The sequence below is a fragment of the Asticcacaulis sp. MM231 genome (genome assembly GCF_964186625.1).
GTDB lineage: Bacteria > Pseudomonadota > Alphaproteobacteria > Caulobacterales > Caulobacteraceae > Asticcacaulis.
On the sequence record NZ_OZ075108.1, the window covers coordinates 1,317,481 to 1,336,019 of the forward strand.

Below are 18,539 nucleotides of genomic sequence, written 5' to 3' on the forward strand. Positions count from 1 at the left end.
CGCCGTTGTTATTTGCCGACGATCTGCACCAGACCGGGCGCTGACTTGGCGAATGCCTTGTCCGAACCGGTCGCGGTCAGGCTTTGCGTAGCGTCATTCCAGTGCAGGGTGGTGGTCACCGCGCCCTTGCCCTTTTCGTAGTCGTAGCTCACGCCATCGTCGTCGTAGAGGCTGAAATCGCCGTCCTTGCCGGGATAGACCTTGAGCGCGGTGATGGCCTGTTTCGTGGCGGTCGACTGGATATCCGAACCCACCGGCACGATCGATCCGGCCCTGACGAACACCGGAATCTGGTTAATGGGCGCGGCCACCTTGACCCACTGGCCGCCGGTCAATTTTTCATTGGTCCAGTAGTTGTACCAGTCGGTGCCGGCCGGCAGGTAGACGTCCTTTTCCGTTCGACCCTGTTTGGTGACAGGGGCGACGAGGAAGGCCGGGCCGAACATGTATTGCGTGCCGATATCAGCGACGTTCGGATCGTTCGGGAAGTCCATCCACAGGGCGCGCATGAACGGTGCGCCGGTGTCGTAGGTCGTCTTGGCGGAACTGTAGAGATAAGGGATCAGGCGGTAGCGCAGGCGATCGTAATCGGCCAGGATCGCCTCAGCCTGCTTGCCGAAGGCCCAGATTTCGGTGTGCTTCTTGTCGCCGTGCAGGCGTAAGGTCGGCAGGAAGGTGCCGTACTGGAACCAGCGCGTGAACAGTTCCGGATAGTCGTTGTTCTGGCCCACGGTTTCGCGCGCGTCCGATGGATCGAGCAGCGGCGTTCCGGTGAAGCTGGTGGTCTGCGGCAGCCATTGCCAGCCGCCGATGTCATTGCCCCAATAGGCGATGCCGGACGCGGTCATGTTGAGGCCGGTCGGTATCTGGCGCTGGAGCGCTTCCCAGGTCGGCTGGATGTCGGACGACCAGAACAGGGCGCCGGTACGCTGTGAACCGAGATAGGCGGCGCGCGACAGGATCAGGGCGCGCTTGTTCGGTTTCCATTCGCGCATGCCCTGCTGCACGCCCTCGACGTGAACAAGCGGGAACAGGTTGTGATAGCGGTCGCCGGTGCCGATCGAATAGTGGAAACCATCCGGCACCAGGTCGGGCTCGGTCTCATCGAGCCAGGGATAATCGAAGCCGTGCGACAGGATGTTGTCGCGGGCGTGCTCCCAGAACCACTTGCGCGCTTCAGGGTTGGTCGAATCGATCAGGCCGCCGGTGCGGTCAGAGCGGAAGGGCAGGCCATCGACGGTCTTGCCGTCCTTGTCCTTGAGCAGAAAACCCTTGTGGTCGAGTTCGTTGAAGTAACGGCCCGAGGTCTCGTAACGCGGCCAGATCGAGACGATCGACTGCAGGCCCATGTCGTGCAGTTGCTTGTTCATGGCGTCCGGGTCGGGGAATTCAGCCGGATTGATGTCCATCTGGCCCATGCGCGTCCAGTAGAACCAGTCAAGGACCATGACGTCGAGAGGGTACTTCTTGTCACGGTAGGTGGTGGCCACGCGCAGGATTTCCGCCTGGCTGTCATAGCGTGCCTTGGACTGGATAAGGCCGAACACCGACTTGGGCGGGATCGGCGTCTTGCCGGTCAGGCGGGCATAGCCTGCGTAAATCTCTTCCGGCGTCGAACCAGTGATAACGAAGAACGACACGCGTTCGCCGACCTTGGACTGGAAGCCGAGCTTGCCATTGACACCGCCAATGAAGCGGGTCTGCGAGGCGTTGTCCCAGACGATGCCGTAGCCTTTGGACGAGACCATGAAGGGCACACAGACGGTTTCGCCGGCCGGGGCGTCATACCAGTGCTGGCAATCCAGCACGCGGCCGCGCAGGTCGAGGCCTGACAGCGATTCCTGGTTCTGCCCCATGCCGTAATAGTGCTCACCTTCCGGCGCGGCAAAGGCGGCGCCGACCTGATAGGTCTTTTCACCGGCCACCTCATGCGGCGACATTTCCCAGCTATTGAGGGTCAGGACGGTCTCGCCTTTGGCGTTTTTGATCAGCAGCCCGACCGGGGCCAGCGACGGGGCGAAATACTTTTCGCCCTGGCTCGGTGTGCGCGCCGGCGGCGCGGGATTGACCTGCAGGGTCAGGCCGCTGGAGGCGAAGAGGTCGCCGCCAGCGTCCTTGCTCTGCTTGAAGGCGCCGTTATCGGCGTGATCGGCCAGGATGCCGTAGCCGGGGCCTTTCAGCGCTTCGGCCTTGTCGGCGGCGATGGTGACGTGGATGACGTTGGGGCCGTAGGCCTCGACGCTAACCCAGGCGCCGTTGCGGTCCAGGGTGGCAATCGGGGCCGCCTGGACGGCCGTGGCCAGAGCTAGGGCGGAGACCAGGCCCATAAAGGCGGTCTTGAGAATCGGGCGCATGAACATCTCTCTGTATGACAACGTTATCATTTTCACTCAGGGCTAAGCCCTGGCGCGCGGATCGTCAAGGCCAATAATCATACAAATCTGATGTATGTGAAAATAAGGCTGCCCACGCTTGGCGGCATACAGTAGAGGCTATAAAAAAGCCCGGTCAGCAGAACTGACCGGGCTTTTTCAGGGTTATAGAGGATCTTTAAGCGGCGCGCAGGCGGCCGACAAAGCTCATCACTTCGGTTTGCAGGTCTTCCGAGCGGTGTTCGAGATCGGAGGACAGGCCGAGCAAGGCTTGCGCCGCTTCGCCGGTCTGCTGGGCGGCATCGCCCACGCCGGTCATGTGGCCGGTCACTTCGCGGGTGCCGTCAGCCGCACGGTTGGTGTTGCTGGCGATTTCCTGCGTGGCGTAGCCCTGTTGCTCGACCGAGGCGGCGATAGCGGTGGTCAGGCCGCCAATCTGTTCGATCGTCCGGACGATGGTGTCGATGCTCGACACCGTTTCGGTGGTGGCCGACTGGATTTCACCGATCTTGCTGCGGATCTCATCGGTGGCCTTGGCAGTTTGCTGGGCCAGTTGCTTGACCTCGGAGGCGACGACCGCGAAGCCCTTGCCGGCGTCACCGGCACGCGCCGACTCGATGGTGGCGTTGAGCGCCAGCAGGTTGGTCTGGGCGGCGATGGCCTGGATCAGGTTGATGACCTCGCCGATCTGCTGGGCGGCGGTGCTCAGGGTCTGGATGGCGGCCTCGGTCTTGGCGGCTTCGTCCACGGCCAGTTGCGTGACCTGCGATGTGCGGGTCACCTGCTCGTTGATTTCGTTGACGCTGGCCGAGAGTTCCTCGGTGGCGGCCGCGACGCTCTGGACGTTGTTGGCGGCCTCGATGGCGGCGGTATTGACGGAGTTGACGCGGGCGGAGGCTTCGTCGGCGTTATGGCTCAGGCCTCTGGCCAATTCAGCCACGGTGCGCGAGGAAACGGCGAAGCGCTTGGCCAGGTCGCCCATGCTCTGTTCGAACTCTGAGGCGATGCGGTTGCGTTCATTGCGCATATTGTCGGCGATGCGCATGTCTTCTTCCTGCTGGTGCGCCTTGAGCACCTCACCTTCGGCGGCACGGTCGCGCAGGGTACGGATCGAGCGCCACAGGGACGACACCTCGTCCTTGCCTTTGGCATCGGGCACCTGCGTATCGTAGGCGCCTTCGGAGATCAGCATGACGCTTTCGGCGACATGATTGAGCGGGCGCGAGATCGACTTGATAGCGACCCACAAGGAGGCGGCGATCAGGGCAATGATGCCGGTGGCGGCGATCAGGAGGAATTGCCACACGCGGGTGTTCTTATAGTCTTCCATCTCGGATTTGGAGACTTCGAGATTGGCCTTGATATGCTTGACCATGGCGTCGATCGTGGCCTGGAAGGCCTTGCGGTTCGCCCGGTTGGGCTCGTTGTTGCCCTGTTCGCTGGCGGCTTCCGGCGATACTTCACGGCCCAGACGCGCGGTTTCGCGGCGAATCTTGATGAACTCGTTTGCCTTGCCCTCGACAGCGGCGAATTCCGGCAGTTCACCCGGCGCCAGCCCGGCCTTCCATTCGGTCATCAGCTCGCTGATGTCACCAAGTTGTTTGTCAATACCGTCAGCATATTTGGTCGCTTCCTTGGTATCCTTGGCCATGTAGACGCCACGCGATTCCATGACCGCTGCGGTGACCAGGCGGTTCAGGTGTTCACCGCGATAGGCGTTGTCCTGCGCCTTGTCGGCGGTTTGCAGCATCTTATTGTAATCATTGATCGTCATCAGGCCCAGCCCGGTGACGGCTGCGGCCATGATAGCAAAGCAAGCGACGAGAGCGAGAATACGCGCCTTAATGGTCATGTGGTACTCCGATACTTATCCATCTGATAATAAACAGGTTTTACTCTTGTTCGGTTAACGGACTGTAAGCATCCTGTAAAAAGACTGACGGATGGGTTGCGCGGGGTAAAATATCGCCATGGATCAGGAGCTTGCCTCATATCAAAGGCGGTTGGGGTGTCGTTTAAGCCTTGTCAAACGACGCAAAGCTTCGCACAAAGGCACCACAAATTGAGGAGCCCTGCCATGAAGACCCGCGCCGCCGTCGCCTTTGCCGCCAATCAGCCACTTGAAATCGTCGAAGTCGATCTGGAAGGGCCGCGCTATGGCGAAGTGCTTGTCGAGATCAAGGCCACCGGCATCTGCCACACCGACGCCTACACGCTCGATGGTCTCGACTCAGAAGGCATCTTTCCGGTCATCCTGGGCCATGAAGGCGCCGGCATCGTGATCGAGGTCGGAGAGGGCGTCACCTCGCTGAAACCGGGCGATCACGTCATCCCGCTTTACACGCCGGAATGCCGCCAGTGCAAATCCTGCCTGTCGCGCAAGACCAACCTGTGCACCGCCATCCGCGCCACGCAAGGCAAGGGCCTGATGCCCGATGGCACCACGCGCTTCTCCTACAAGGGCCAGCCGATCTATCACTATATGGGCTGCTCCACCTTCGCGAACCACACCGTCCTGCCGGAGATCGCCCTGGCCAAGATCCGTGATGACGCGCCGTTCGACAAGGCCTGCTATATCGGCTGCGGGGTGACCACCGGCGTCGGCGCGGTGACCAATACCGCCCAGGTCGAACCTGGCGCCAACGCGGTCGTCTTCGGTCTCGGCGGCATCGGCCTCAATGTCATTCAGGGCCTGAAAATGGTCGGTGCTGACAAGATCATCGGTGTCGATCTCAACAACGCCAAGAAAGAATGGGGCGAGCGCTTCGGCATGACCCACTTCGTCAATCCGAAAGAGATCGACGGCGATATCGTCGCCCATCTGGTCGAGCTAACCGGTGGCGGCGCCGATTACACGTTCGATTGCACCGGCAACACCACGGTCATGCGTCAGGCGCTCGAAGCCTGCCACCGCGGCTGGGGCGAGAGCATCGTCATCGGCGTGGCCGAGGCCGGCAAGGAAATCTCCACCCGTCCGTTCCAGTTGGTGACGGGCCGCGTCTGGAAGGGCTCGGCCTTTGGCGGCGTGCGCGGTCGCACTGATGTGCCGAAGATCGTCGACTGGTACATGGACGGCAAGATCGAGATCGACTCGATGATCACCCACACCCTGCCGCTGGAACGCATCAACGAAGCCTTCGACCTGATGCACAAGGGCGAAAGCATCCGTTCGGTTGTGGTTTTCTGATGGAAATAACCTCGGATTCCGTCTACTACATCTGTAGCTTGTGTGAAGCGGGCATTTTAAAATCTCAAATAGAGCAATCTGCGGCTATTAGTTTTGTACGTCTTTCTGAGTATGAAGATTTTGTAGAGGATCGAAATATCGAGGTTATTATTTATGCTCATTCTGATTGCCTTCCGGACACTATGAAAGCAAAGGTTGGTCGTCAGTTATTGTATTGTGAGCCAATTATTGAAATCTAAGTATTCGTCTTTATCAGAAATTATGATTCCAGCCTGAAAAGCGTCTGAAAACCCTATCCCGTCCCTGTCATGATCCGCTTCGTTCTGAGGCTAACATAGCAGGGATTGGGATGTATTCAGTGGACTTCGTCGCTCAGCATCGTCTCTACGACGGCATTCTCTATTTTATCCGCCATGACAGTCCCGCCACGCAGACGCCGATGAGCGTCAGCGTGTTTGTGCCCGATGTGGCGGAAAAGCGCACGGACGCGCCTTTCGCCACGCTCTACTGGCTGTCGGGCCTGACGTGCAACGCCAGCAACTTTACCGAAAAAGCCGGCGCCTATCGCAAGGCCGCCGAACTGGGGCTTGTCATCGTGGCGCCCGATACCAGCCCGCGCGGTGCGGTCGCCGCCGATGACAACACCGGCGAACTGGGGCAGGGCGCCGGCTTCTATGTCGACGCCACGCAAGCGCCGTGGAAGCCGAACTACCAGATGGAAACCTATATCACCCATGATCTGATCGAGGCGATCGAGGCCAATTTCCCGTCCGACCCCAAGCGACGCGGCATCTTCGGTCACTCCATGGGCGGGCATGGCGCGCTCACCCTCGCCATGAACCATCCGCATCTCTACAGGTCGGTTTCGGCCTTTTCCCCGATTGCCTCGAGCAGCCGCGCGCCGTGGGGGCAAAAGGCGCTGGCCGCCTATCTGGGGCAGGATCATACGGCCTGGGAGCCTTATGACGCCGCCCTCCTGCTATCGCAAGGCAAGGGCCTGCCGTTCGATACGATCCTGATCGATCAGGGGCTGAGTGATCCTTATCTCGAAACGCAACTGATGCCGGACCTGCTCGAACAGGCGGCCGCCACGGCGGGTCAGAAGCTGATGATGCGCTATCATGAGGGCTATGATCACAGCTACTACTTCATCCAGAGCTTTATCGACGACCATATCGCCTTCCACGCCGAGCGGTTGGCATATACAAAGTAATGTCGAATTTAATTATAGTGAAGAAGACGATGAAGCTGATTTATCTGCCGAGGGCAAATTAAATTAGTTTTTTTGGGAGCAATCGCGCAGTTTGCCACGATCCTGATAGCCCCAATCTATCCCCGCCCTTATTTCCCGGTGCATTCTATCCGGATGGCTTTGGATGACCGCACAGCACAGGAACAGCTTTCACCCGAGGAACGGCGCGGGCTTTTGCGCGCCTTTGCCGACCGGATGCTGTTAAAAATCACCGCCATGGATGATCCCGAAGACATGCCGGGCGTCGAGCGCGCCGTGCGCGTGGCCGCCGTGATCGAGCGTCTCTACAGCCGCTGCGACCGCGCCGAGCGCCACGCCCCCGATCCGCGCAAGATCGAAGCCGAACGCGCCACCCACGAGATCGAGGCCATCAAGGCTCGCGTGTCGCTGGCGAACACGCTGGAATGGGGCGAAAAGCGCCGCCGCGATCTCGGCCAATGGTGGGATGCCGCCCAAAACGCCACAACGACAATCCCTCAGGATCACAACCGCCCTGTTAAACCGATACAGAAAGTGGCCGAAACACCGGCGCCGCAGATCGCTGTCGTTCAGGAAGCCCCGGCGGGGATCCTGGGTGACGCCGCCGAAGCGGCATCGGTTACGTCCAAAGTGACCTATGTCGACTATACTGACGGTATCGAAGCGGCGCGGGCGGATCTGGCCTTGCAAAGGCGCACGGCGGCAAAATCAGCGCAAGCTTCGCGCCCGCCGTTTCGGGGACCGCCCTGATCGTAAAATTTGAGCCACGGATAAGGCACGGATTTTAGGGCTTAACCGCCAAAAGCGGTTCACCTGGCGACGGGGGAATGACGGCTTTGCCGTCGGTCACGGAGAGTGGCTGGCCTTGCCCTTAGGCCTTACTCTGAATCCGTGCCTTATCCGGGGTAAAATCTTGCCTTTCATCACGCAGATGTCAGGGCGTTTGCATTGCACCGCAACTGCAATGCCGTTAACGTTCAAGCGTGGCCGCACAAGGCTTCGTCTGGATTCTTCCCCTCATGTTGCTCTTTGCCGGTGCCGTCGTCCTGCTCCTTGTGGTGCTGAACGGCATCTTCTCCATGTCCGAACTGGCCGTGGTGTCCTCCAGGCGCAACAAGTTGCAGAGCCGTGCCGAACGCGGTGACAAGGGCGCCGCCGAAGCGCTCAAGCTGTCGAACGATCCCAATCGCTTCCTGTCGGCCGTGCAGGTGGGCATCACTCTGATCGGTATTCTGGCCGGCGCCTATGGTCAGGCCACGGTGGCGGGCGAACTCGACAAGCTGATCAACCCCATCCCGCTGCTGGCGCCCTATTCCGAAGTGATCTCCACCGGCGTCGTCGTCGTTATCCTGACCTATCTGTCACTGATCATCGGCGAACTGGTGCCCAAGCGGCTGGCCATGCTGTTCCCCGAACGCATCGCCAGCGTGGTGGCGCGGCCGCTGCACCTGCTATCCGTGGCGCTGGGGCCCTTCGTGACGCTGCTCACCGGCTCGACCTCGCTGGTGCTGAGGCTGCTCGGCATCCGCGATCAAAGCGGCGAGGCGATCACGCAGGAAGAGGTCGAATTGACCCTGGCCGAAGGCATGGGCGCCGGCCTGATCGAGCCCGGTGAGAAGCAGATGATGACCGAGATCATGCGCCTGGGCGACCGCACCGTGCGCGTGGCCATGACGCCGCGCACCGAGGTCTACCGCGTGTCGCTCGATGATAACGCGGCCGCCATCTCCCGCCAGATCCGCGACTGTCCCTATTCGCGCTTCGTGGTGACGCGCGGGCAGGATATGGAGGAACCTGTGGGTGTGGCGCACAAGCGCGATATCGCCGATGCGCTGCTGGGCGGCCATGTCCTCGATCTGACGGTGCTGGTGCAGGAGCCGATCTTCATTCCGCTCACCACCTCGCTGTTGCAGGCGCTGGAGCTTTTCAAGGAATTGCCCCTGCATATGGCCTTCGTCGTCAATGAGTATGGCGGCTTTGAGGGTGTGCTGACCCCGACCGACCTGCTGGAAATGATCGCCGGTGATCTGAACGAGGCCCACGACGACGAACGCCTGATGATTGTGCGGCGTGAAGACGGTTCCTTCCTGGTCGATGGCCGCGCCGATCTGGTCGAATTGGGTGATGTCGTCGGCGAGGATTTCGAGATCGGCCCGGGCTATCATACGGTGGCGGGACTGATCCTGCACAAGCTGGCGCGCTTCCCCAAGGAAGGCGAGATCGTCACACTCGGTCGTTTCAAGGTCGAGATTGTCGATATGGACGAACGCCGGATTGACAAGCTTTTGTTCCATAACCCTTAAAGGGAGGGGGATCGCTTTGCTGGGGTGGGATACTAAAGCGCGCGTATACGGGCGAACGGGGGTGAGCAACTGTGAACGTCACAGCCTTAAATACATCAGATTTTAAAGGATTTTTCAAACATTTACGCACATTCGTGAACGTGCTCCTGGTGCCCCCGGTCGGGAAGCAACATCAAGAATAACCATCTGAAATCTGATGATGAGTGCTTGGTGGATATTTGGAGATGCCCCCGCCTATGCCCCAAACAATTTTGGACTCGAAGTTTTTATACTTTTAATTCAAATGTGAATGTTGTCAAGTGAAAATGGATTACTATGGACATGCGCGGATGGGAAGCATTTTCTGATGCCCGAGCCTGATGCTGGGCAATTGGGTCTGGGGTAGTAAATTTCGCTAGAATTGAGATCTTGGACTGAATTAACCGAACGATGCCGGATGACGAGACTTCGGAAATCCGCCCAAGCCGCGAAACCTAGGGTCGGTTAAACCTCCGAGAACGGAAACCACTTCGCAGAGACTGCGTACTCCGGCCAATTCGTTAAAGCAGGACGCCAAGGACAAGCTAATTTGAAAGCGGGTATTGGCATTAAAACAAAAAATGGTAGGTTCGCGCATGGGTGGAACTCTGACTTCAGTAAATTTTGATTTCTTGCAGGTGCATGAGGCTAGGCTTGTAGCGTTGGGGGCACTGTCTGAACGCTATTTTCGGGAAGATCCAGCAACCGCAATATTCAAGTTGCGGCAATTTGCCGAACTAATGGCAAAATTGATTGCTGCGCGACATGCTCAATACAAGGGCGCGCGGGAAACCTTCGAGGAAACGCTCCGCCGGCTAACTTATGACAGCATAATTCCCAAAGAGGCTGCTGACATTTTTCACGCTTTGCGGCGTCTCGGCAACGTGGCTGCGCACGAAAATAAAGGCGGCTATACCGAAGCGCTAAGCGCTCTCAAATTCGCAAGGCAATTAGCGATCTGGTATCATCGCGTCTATTCGCGCGATCTGAGTTTTGATCCCGGACCATTTGTTCCGCCGCCCCCGCCTGTTGACGCTTCGGAGCCTTTCAAGGCCGAAATAGAGGCGTTGCGCGCAAAGGTAGCCGAAACTCAAGACGCGGCCGCCCGGGCGCATCAGCGCGCTGAAGACGAAGCAAAAGCTCGTGAAACGGTAGAGGACCGTCTGAAGCGCGAAGCGGCCGAACGGGAACAATGGCAGCTTTTGGCGGAAGAAAGCGAGGCGCAAAAACTGGCCTTAGCTGATCAGCTACAGGCTATTCAAACGGCGGCCGAGCACGCAACGCCCGTAGAGCGAGCCGAACGCCTCGACGCTATTAACCGCAGCGAACAAGCTGCATCGCGCATTGAGCTAGATGAAGCGGCCACCCGCGAACTCATTGATCAGCAACTAGCCCTACGAGGCTGGGAAGCTGACACAAAAAGCATACGTTATAGTCAAGGTGTCAGGCCTGCAAAGGGACGCAACTTGGCGATTGCCGAATGGCCGACTCAAAGCGGTCCTGCGGATTATGCCTTATTCGTCGGCACAAGCCTGTTGGGAATTGTTGAGGCTAAACGCCAAAGTCGCAATGTGTCAGCCTCGATAGATCAAGCGGAACGATATTCCAAAGGCATTAAGAGCGGTCATGACTTTGTCGGCGTAGAGGGCTTGGCAGATGGCCACCACGTTCCGTTCGTATTTGCCACTAATGGTCGCGCCTTTCTTCGCCAAATTCAGACGGCGAGTGGCATTTGGTTTCGTGATACCCGCCGCACCGCCAATCATCGGCGGGCTCTACCTGATTGGCCGACACCGGAAGGCTTGGTTGGTTGGCTAGATATCGAGCAGGACAAGGCTGATGCCGAACTGAAATCCATGCCGTTCGATTTTGGCTTTCCCCTGCGCCCCTATCAGGAAGGCGCCATTCGTGCGGTTGAAGCCGGTTTGGCGGCTGGTCGCCGTGAGATGCTCGTGGCCATGGCAACGGGAACCGGTAAAACTAAGCTGGCTATAGCCATGCTGTACCGACTGCTAACGGCCAAGCGGTTCAAGCGAATTTGCTTTGTAGTGGATCGCAGTGCATTGGGAACGCAGACTGAGGGTGAGTTTTCAACCACTAAGGTTGTGTCTGGAAAGACCTTTGCCGACATATACGGCCTGAAGGGCTTGGAGGATACAACCCCGGAGCTTGAGACCAAGGTGCATATTTGCACGATACAGGGCCTTGTGAAGCGGGTTCTGTACGCCGGCGATCCGGCCAACACCCCCGCCGTCGATCAATATGACCTCATGGTCATTGACGAATGTCACAGGGGTTATCTGCTAGACCGTGAAATGTCGAATGAAGAACTGAGTTTCCGTAGCCAGGACGACTATATCTCCAAGTACCGACGAGTTCCTGGATTATTTTGATGCGGTCAAGATCGGACTCACCGCGACACCCGCTCTTCACACCACCGAGATATTTGGGGAGCCGGTTTATCGCTATTCCTATCGTGAAGCTGTCGTGGATGGTTTCTTGATCGACCACGAGCCACCTATCCGTATTGAAACCGCATTGACCCGTGCCGGAATCACCTTTGAGAGGGGCGAAGAGCTTGAGGTCATAAATACGAAAACAGGCGAGGTGGATTTAATCAATGCACCGGATGAATTTCATTTCGCTGTCGAAAAGTTCAACCGTCAGGTCATTACGGAATCCTTTAATCGCGTCGTTGCCGAAGAGCTTACCAACCATATCGATCCCGCGTTGCCCGGAAAAACCCTAATTTTTGCGGTCACCGACGCACATGCGGATATTGTTGTCCGCCTTCTCAAAGAGGCTTTTGCCGAAGCCTATGGCGAAATTGACGATGCCGCCGTTCGCAAGATTACGGGTAGCGTGGACCGGGTGAAAGACTTGATCCGTTCGTTCAGAAACGACACCAACCCGAAAATCGCGGTGACGGTCGAACTGCTGACTACCGGCATTGATGTGCCGTCGATAACAAACCTGGTTTTCCTGCGCCGCGTGAACAGCCGCATTCTCTATGAACAAATGATCGGGCGCGCAACCCGTAAGTGTGATGAGATTGGCAAAGAGGTATTCAGGATCTTTGATCCGGTTGACCTGTATCCGCACCTACAGGATTTGACGGACATGCGGCCTATCGTGGTCAATCCGGCGATCAGCTTTGACCAGCTTGTCCGAGAATATTTGTCCGTAGATACCGACCTTGAGCGCGACACCATTCGCGACCAGCTAATCGTCAAGCTTCGTCGACGTCTGTCTCGGCTGCCAGATGAAGCCCGTGAGCGCTTTGAGGCCGAAACCGGAGAAACGCCTGAGCGCACTCTTGAAAGGCTTCAACAGGCAGACCCAGTGATACTTCGGCAATGGTTGCGGGATAACCCGGCGGTTGGACCAGTGCTCGATTGGCAGTCAGAGGGAGACAACCCGCGCTATGTGCCAATATCTAATCACGAAGACGAATTGGTGTCTGTTACGCGCGGTTATGGCGCTTCAGAAAGGCCGGAAGATTACCTCGATACATTCTCGACTTTTGTTCGCGACAATCTCAACACCATTGCCGCGCTGAAACTGGTGGTGCAGCGCCCGCGTGACTTGACGCGCGCTGATCTCAAAGAGTTGCGGATGGCGCTGGACCGAAGCGGCTTTTCGGAGACCAATCTTAAGCGCGCGTGGGCCGACAGCAAAAACGAAGATATCGCAGCCTCCATTATCGGGTTTGTTCGCCAGGCGGCCTTAGGCGACCCGCTCATTCCCTATGAAGATCGTGTGCGTGCTGCCATGCGGCGCATCATGTCGTCAAAGACCTGGACAGAGCCGCAAAAGCGTTGGCTGACGCGCATCGGTGAACAAGTCGCCAAAGAGATTGTCGTGGATAGCGAAGCATTGGATAAGGAGCCCTTCGTGAGGGACGGCGGCTTCAATCGTATGAACAAGGTTTTTAATGGCGAGATTGCAAACATCCTTGCGCTGATCAATGAAGAACTTTGGGCGGTAGCATAGGGGCGAGTGACGAATGAATACAGGCTTGGCAGTAATAGAGGCGCGATGGTGGTCTGACGGAAACCATAGCGTGAAAAATTTATTTGAAAGTGTATGCGGTCTTGCTACCGACAACCCTTTTTCATTTAGATATGATATGTTTTGTGATGCCGTTTCACTGAGAATAAATATTGAAAATATCGTCCGAAAGGGAGGTTTTAACTCAATATATTTGGCTGCCCATGGTGATGAAAATAGTCTGCAAGGAAGTGTTGGGCACGACATTTCACGTACAGTTCTAAGAAATACAATTCGCATTGCAAATACCAGCAACGTCATCACTGGTTTGTATTTTGGCAGTTGTTTAATATGCAATGAAAATAATGCGCGGTTCCTTTTCGATCCAGTCAACGGGATTGGTGTGAATTGGATCGCGGGTTATTCAAAAAGTGTCGATTGGGTGGTTTCATCCTGCGTTGATATGATTTTTTGGTCATATTTCATCAAAGAAAGGGGGGTGAATCAAAGAAGGAGAAGGGGAAAGATAAGCGATTTGCAAATAGCAATTTTAGCATCGTCCGAGATGAAACGGCTGATGCCTACGGTATTTAATGAGTTGGGTTTTAATATGTACTACCTTGATAACGGGCAGAGCCTTACGGAGGTTTGGTAAATGGCCGCCACTAACGATATCGTTGCTAAGCTCTGGGGCCTTTGCCACGTCTTGCGCGATGACGGCGTGACCTACAATGAGTACGTCACCGAACTCACCTACCTTTTGTTTCTCAAAATGCTTGAGGAAACAGGCCGCGAGGATCGTCTGCCGGAAGCCTATCGCTGGGCGCAATTGGCCGACCGCGAGGGCATAGACCAACTCGACTACTACAAGCGCTTGTTGCTTGACCTGGGCAAGCCTGAGGTCAAGGACCCGATCATCCACGCCATTTTTACCGATGCACAAACCCGCCTGCGTAAGCCGACCAATCTCAAGACGCTGACGACAAATATCAGCCAGCTTGATTGGTTTTCAGCCCGTGAAGAGGGCCTGGGCAATATGTACGAAGGCTTGCTGCAAAAGAACGCCGAAGACAAGAAGTCTGGTGCCGGTCAATACTTTACGCCCCGAACACTGATTGACGCCATCGTGCGCTTGATGAAGCCGCAGCCGGGTGAGGTTATCCAAGACCCGGCGGCAGGCACCGGGGGCTTTCTGGTCGCGGCGGACCACTATATCAAATCCAATACCGACGATCTCTATAAGCTCAATGAGGCGCAAGCCTTTTTCCAGCGCCATAATGCCTATGAAGGCGCGGAGCTTGTGCCAGACACCCATCGCCTGTGCCTGATGAACCTCATTCTGCACGGGATCGAGGGCGGTGTAGACAGTGTGGACACCCTGTCTCCAGATGGCGAGGCCCTGAACAAGGCCGACCTTATCCTGACCAATCCACCTTTTGGTACAAAGAAGGGCGGGGGGCGCCCAACTCGCAACGATTTTTCCATCACGGCGGACACCTCCAATAAGCAGTTGGCTTTTGTGGAACATATTGTTCGCGCTCTGAAACCGGGCGGACGCGCGGCCGTGGTCTTGCCGGATAACGTGCTATTTGAAGACAATACGGGCCGACGCCTGCGCACCTGGCTCATGGAGCTGTGCGATTTGCACACCATCCTGCGTCTACCCACAGGCATCTTCTATGCCCAAGGCGTCAAGACCAATGTCCTGTTCTTGCGCCGAGGCAACACGGATAAAGCCAACACCAAGACCGTTTGGGTCTATGATTTGCGCGCCAATATGCCTGCTTTTGGAAAGACCCGGCCACTAACACTTTCGGACTTCAAGGCGTTCGAACTTGCCTATGGCCAAAATCCGAACGGTCTCTCGCCGCGTGTTGCCGAAGGCGAGGAAGGCCGTTGGCGTAGTTTCGACCGTGCCACAATCGCGGCACGCAATGACAATCTCGATATCTCTTGGCTGCGCGATGATGAAGAAGAAGGCGAGGAGGGCCTAATAGAACCGGACGACATCGCCGCCGCGATCATCGGCCATCTCAAAGCCGCATTGGAGGACATAGAGGCCCTGTCCGAGGAGCTTGAGCCCGAGCTTGAGGCGGTACCCGAGGTCGCGGAATGAGTGAGCAAAGATGGGATTTGCCCCCAACATGGCTCTGGTCAACCTTCGGTGAAGTTTCGACTATCGTTGGAGGTGGTACACCTTCTGCGGGCGACGAAAGCAATTTCGACGACCAAGGCATCTCATGGCTAACACCGGCAGACCTGACCGGATACAAGGGTACATATATCGCTAAGGGTAGGCGAAGTCTTAGCGTGAAAGGATTTTCTGAAAGCGCGGCTAAACTGTTGCCCCCCGGCGCCGTACTGTTTAGCTCACGTGCGCCCATAGGGTATTGTGCGATTGCGTCAAATGAACTTTGCACCAATCAAGGCTTTAAAAGCTTCATTTTAGTGGCAGAGAGTAGCCCAGAATACGCACGGCACTATCTTCTGGCGTCAACTGCATACGCAGAGAGCCTATCCAGCGGCACCACTTTTAAAGAGCTTTCGGGTGCGCGGGCTGCTGATATGGCCTTTCCGCTGGCCCCTTTTTTGGAGCAGAGACGGATTGTCAGCAAAATCGACAGCCTGACTGCCAAGTCCAAACGCGCCCGCGACAACCTTAAATACGTCCCCCGCCTTGTCGAAAAATACAAACAGGCGATACTGGCACGTTGCTTCTCGGGCCAGATGACTTCGCGTTGGCGCGAGGAAAATCCGGATTGTGTTCTCGACGCCAAAAAGGTCGTGCAGCAAATCGAAAGCGACAAGCTCTTATTTATGTCTCAGTCCATGAGAGCCTTCGAAAGCAAGAAACGGGCCGGGCAAAAAGTTACGAAACCAAGGGAGCTAACTGTCCCCGATCCTGTTAGCAGTGATCAATTCGCCCAGCTATGGTCGTTACCCCCTGAATGGCAATGGCTTCAAATTGGATGTTTTGCCTTCGTGACCAAGTTGGCAGGGTTCGAATACACGGATTATGTGAAGTATGATCCGACAGGTGACCTGAAAGTCATCAAAGCGGAAAATGCGGGATTGAATGGATTTAAACCGACAGATTTTTCAAAAATCCAATCAAGTAGCGTGGCTCACTTAGAGCGTTCTATTTTGACGGGCGGTGAACTGCTTGTTGTCTTCGTTGGGGCCGGAACTGGACAGGTGGCGCTTGTTCCAGAGAACGATAAATTCTTCCTTGGGCCTAACATCGGCATGGCTAGGCCCTACACTCAGTCCGTCTCGCCGCGCTATTTGGAACTTTTTTTACGGTCAGATGCGGGCAAAAGCCTACTGCTTTTATCGGCAAAGGCTGTGGCGCAACCCTCCCTCTCAATGGGAGCTATTCGATCCACTCCGGTAGCATTGCCATCCCATGGCGAACAAATTGAAATTGTCCGCCGCATCGAATCCGCCTTTGCGTGGATCGACCGTTTGGCCTCCGAAGCTACCAGCGCTCGCAAGCTGATCGACCATCTGGATCAGGCCATCCTGTCAAAAGCCTTTCGTGGCGAATTGGTCCCCCAGGACCCGAACGATGAACCGGCCTCGGTATTGCTGGAGCGTATACGTGCCGAACGCGCCTCAACCCCGGTCGTTAAACGGGGACGGCGGAAATTGGCCTGATGGTTGGCAAGGTCTACATCGCCAATTTTGGCCGCGAGAACTATGCGTGGGACGCATGTCTAAAGCGTTCCTGTATCGCCACCATGAACGCTGTCGAAGACCACGGCTATTGGCTAGCGAACGACAGGGAAAGTTACTGCGCGCAACGTATGGCCCGTAAAACGTGGGCGGGCATCTTTCCCCCTAAGGCCGTGGCGTCGCGGTGGTTCAATCTTATGACCATCATTACCGAGAGTGTAGATGACATCTGGATTCACCGTGCCGGTAACGATATTTGGTGGACTGTTTCGACGGATCAGCCGGGCACCTTTGAAACTATGGTGGAACCCGTTGGCGAGCGTGGCGAAGTCGTCATCTGTTACAAGCCTGCTCTGCCTTGGTCCAAGACCACGAAAAGCGGCAACGGTCTCGCCTGGAGCGCTATGCACGTCAAAGCGAAGGATTTCCTGATTACCGAAAGCACGCTCCAGCAACTAAACCCAGACTATGCCGATTATGCACGCGCCATGATAAATGGCAACTCTTTGGCGGTGTGGCACTCACGGCCTGAATGGAAAACCAAGCAAGGCGGCGGCCGGTCCCCCGGTAAAATATTAAATCCGACGGAAAAGTCGATCTATGAGATGGTGCAGACGGCTTTGAAGACCACTGCCAATTCCAATGGGCAGACGGTCGAGCGCATATTGAAAAACAAAGACCTGCGCATGTCTCCTCTGGAATTGGAGGAATACATAATGGCCCTTATCAAGTCGCAAGACGGGCTTTGCGCAATCAGCGGGTTGCCATTGCAATTCCGGGGCTCTCATGAGGACGTTGAATTGCTGGCCTCGCTCGATCGGATCGACAGTGACGGCCATTATGAACGCGGAAATCTTCAGATCGTTTGCCGGTTCCTCAACCGATGGAAAAGCGATAGCAACGACGCCGAGTTCAAGCGCCTGGTTGAAGTCCTTCGCGCATAATACCCGACGTTGCCCCCGGAATTTAATCCAGCAGTGCAGAGTAGGGTGCTTGGTGTCGTCTATGTCCGGTTTCGGGCTCGGGGGGGAAATAAATTGGTATGACCGCAATGGGCGCCAAGACGCCCCTTTGGTTTTGGCCCTAAGACGACATTGACGGTCCTAGCCTAGGCGGCGTGCCTTGCCGTCCTAAAGGTACAGTTCACCGCGAGGGACACCCAATTGGTACGGTCATTTTGTTTTTTGAATTTCTATGTGTGTTTGCAATTCCGTCGTCTTGATTGAAATCGCGTTCGAGACTGGGCGCGGGCTTGTTGAGTGCTCATAGACAACGACGGATAAGAGAGAAACCCACATCAGGATTAGCACCCCAAGGATCGAAATCGACACAAAACGTGCGTTCTTTGAATTTCGATCAGCCGAGAACGGCCTGGGATAGGGAAAATCCGGCTTTACAAACTCATTCAGCATAAATTGTCTTCTGAATTCATTTTTTAGGTAAGAGGATTGGGTTTGTGCAGCACGAATACCGACAATTGTGACCCCGGCAACGACACTACCCGCGACACATATTGCCACTTCCAACCAAATCCTGGCGGGTTGTGTGAGTTCGGCCGCGGCAACTAGGGCGAATGCGGCAATCATAAAACCTTGGAACGTCAGATTCCAATTCATCCGGTTTGCCGTTAAGCTCTGCTCACGAAAGATTTGCTCAGCGATTGTGTTGGCAATTGCGAGCTTCTGTTCAAATCTGAGTTTCATCATTTCCCCCTGACACTTTAACGGATACACTCCAAATCCACGCTATTTCAACCACAATTT

Annotated in this window: 13 protein-coding genes; 10 read left to right on the top strand and 3 right to left on the bottom strand. The window is 56.3% G+C overall.

Features of this window, described 5'->3' with window-relative positions:
• Positions 1 to 8: 8 nt before the first annotated feature.
• On the bottom strand, positions 9 to 2,354 hold the full coding sequence (locus ABQ278_RS06475; RefSeq protein WP_349321746.1) for a glycoside hydrolase family 31 protein: 2,346 nt from the start codon (positions 2,352 to 2,354) through the stop codon (positions 9 to 11).
• A gap of 196 nt (positions 2,355 to 2,550) precedes the next feature.
• Positions 2,551 to 4,224, bottom strand: a complete 1,674-nt coding sequence (locus tag ABQ278_RS06480; protein WP_349321747.1) for a methyl-accepting chemotaxis protein — start codon at positions 4,222 to 4,224, stop codon at positions 2,551 to 2,553.
• A gap of 225 nt (positions 4,225 to 4,449) precedes the next feature.
• On the opposite strand from ABQ278_RS06480, the gene ABQ278_RS06485 reads away from it, so the two are divergent.
• The 10 genes from ABQ278_RS06485 to ABQ278_RS06530 all read left to right on the top strand — a co-directional run bounded on the left by ABQ278_RS06485 (position 4,450) and on the right by ABQ278_RS06530 (position 17,720).
• Complete coding sequence (locus tag ABQ278_RS06485) at positions 4,450 to 5,559, top strand: S-(hydroxymethyl)glutathione dehydrogenase/class III alcohol dehydrogenase (RefSeq protein WP_349321748.1); 1,110 nt, start codon at positions 4,450 to 4,452, stop codon at positions 5,557 to 5,559.
• 349 nt (positions 5,560 to 5,908) lie between these two features.
• Positions 5,909 to 6,772 (top strand): S-formylglutathione hydrolase, encoded by an 864-nt coding sequence (fghA, locus tag ABQ278_RS06490; protein WP_349321749.1) that lies wholly within the window; start codon positions 5,909 to 5,911, stop codon positions 6,770 to 6,772.
• Positions 6,773 to 6,925: 153 nt separating this feature from the next.
• On the top strand, positions 6,926 to 7,540 hold the full coding sequence (locus ABQ278_RS06495; protein ID WP_349321750.1) for a hypothetical protein: 615 nt from the start codon (positions 6,926 to 6,928) through the stop codon (positions 7,538 to 7,540).
• Positions 7,541 to 7,809: 269 nt separating this feature from the next.
• On the top strand, positions 7,810 to 9,093 hold the full coding sequence (locus ABQ278_RS06500) for a hemolysin family protein (RefSeq protein WP_349321751.1): 1,284 nt from the start codon (positions 7,810 to 7,812) through the stop codon (positions 9,091 to 9,093).
• 614 nt (positions 9,094 to 9,707) lie between these two features.
• On the top strand, positions 9,708 to 11,504 hold the full coding sequence (hsdR, locus tag ABQ278_RS06505) for a type I restriction-modification system endonuclease (RefSeq protein ID WP_349321752.1): 1,797 nt from the start codon (positions 9,708 to 9,710) through the stop codon (positions 11,502 to 11,504).
• Between the two features lie 10 nt (positions 11,505 to 11,514).
• On the top strand, positions 11,515 to 13,104 hold the full coding sequence (hsdR, locus tag ABQ278_RS06510; protein WP_349322118.1) for a type I restriction-modification system endonuclease: 1,590 nt from the start codon (positions 11,515 to 11,517) through the stop codon (positions 13,102 to 13,104).
• A 13-nt stretch (positions 13,105 to 13,117) separates the two neighbouring features.
• Positions 13,118 to 13,756: a hypothetical protein gene (locus ABQ278_RS06515; protein ID WP_349321753.1), complete on the top strand. Its 639-nt coding sequence runs from the start codon at positions 13,118 to 13,120 to the stop codon at positions 13,754 to 13,756.
• On the top strand, positions 13,757 to 15,217 hold the full coding sequence (locus ABQ278_RS06520; RefSeq protein ID WP_349321754.1) for an N-6 DNA methylase: 1,461 nt from the start codon (positions 13,757 to 13,759) through the stop codon (positions 15,215 to 15,217).
• On the top strand, positions 15,214 to 16,758 hold the full coding sequence (locus ABQ278_RS06525; RefSeq protein WP_349321755.1) for a restriction endonuclease subunit S: 1,545 nt from the start codon (positions 15,214 to 15,216) through the stop codon (positions 16,756 to 16,758). Before ABQ278_RS06520 ends, ABQ278_RS06525 begins: the two co-directional genes overlap by 4 nt.
• A complete protein-coding gene (locus tag ABQ278_RS06530; RefSeq protein ID WP_349321756.1) occupies positions 16,758 to 17,720 on the top strand; it encodes a hypothetical protein in 963 nt (320 codons plus the stop codon). The genes ABQ278_RS06525 and ABQ278_RS06530 overlap by 1 nt, the downstream gene beginning before the upstream one ends.
• Positions 17,721 to 17,948: 228 nt before the next feature.
• On the opposite strand, the gene ABQ278_RS06535 is transcribed toward ABQ278_RS06530, so the two are convergent.
• A complete protein-coding gene (locus ABQ278_RS06535) occupies positions 17,949 to 18,482 on the bottom strand; it encodes a hypothetical protein (protein ID WP_349321757.1) in 534 nt (177 codons plus the stop codon).
• Positions 18,483 to 18,539 lie beyond the last annotated feature (57 nt).

Coding starts and splice junctions, on each gene's coding strand:
- hsdR (WP_349321752.1), top strand. CDS start 9,708: ATGGGTGGAACTCTGACTTCAGTAAATTTTGATTTCTTGCAGGTGCAT.
- ABQ278_RS06480 (WP_349321747.1), bottom strand. CDS start 4,224: ATGACCATTAAGGCGCGTATTCTCGCTCTCGTCGCTTGCTTTGCTATC.
- ABQ278_RS06535 (WP_349321757.1), bottom strand. CDS start 18,482: ATGATGAAACTCAGATTTGAACAGAAGCTCGCAATTGCCAACACAATC.
- ABQ278_RS06500 (WP_349321751.1), top strand. CDS start 7,810: ATGTTGCTCTTTGCCGGTGCCGTCGTCCTGCTCCTTGTGGTGCTGAAC.
- ABQ278_RS06485 (WP_349321748.1), top strand. CDS start 4,450: ATGAAGACCCGCGCCGCCGTCGCCTTTGCCGCCAATCAGCCACTTGAA.
- fghA (WP_349321749.1), top strand. CDS start 5,909: ATGTATTCAGTGGACTTCGTCGCTCAGCATCGTCTCTACGACGGCATT.
- ABQ278_RS06530 (WP_349321756.1), top strand. CDS start 16,758: ATGGTTGGCAAGGTCTACATCGCCAATTTTGGCCGCGAGAACTATGCG.
- ABQ278_RS06475 (WP_349321746.1), bottom strand. CDS start 2,354: ATGCGCCCGATTCTCAAGACCGCCTTTATGGGCCTGGTCTCCGCCCTA.
- ABQ278_RS06515 (WP_349321753.1), top strand. CDS start 13,118: ATGAATACAGGCTTGGCAGTAATAGAGGCGCGATGGTGGTCTGACGGA.
- ABQ278_RS06520 (WP_349321754.1), top strand. CDS start 13,757: ATGGCCGCCACTAACGATATCGTTGCTAAGCTCTGGGGCCTTTGCCAC.
- ABQ278_RS06525 (WP_349321755.1), top strand. CDS start 15,214: ATGAGTGAGCAAAGATGGGATTTGCCCCCAACATGGCTCTGGTCAACC.
- ABQ278_RS06495 (WP_349321750.1), top strand. CDS start 6,926: ATGGCTTTGGATGACCGCACAGCACAGGAACAGCTTTCACCCGAGGAA.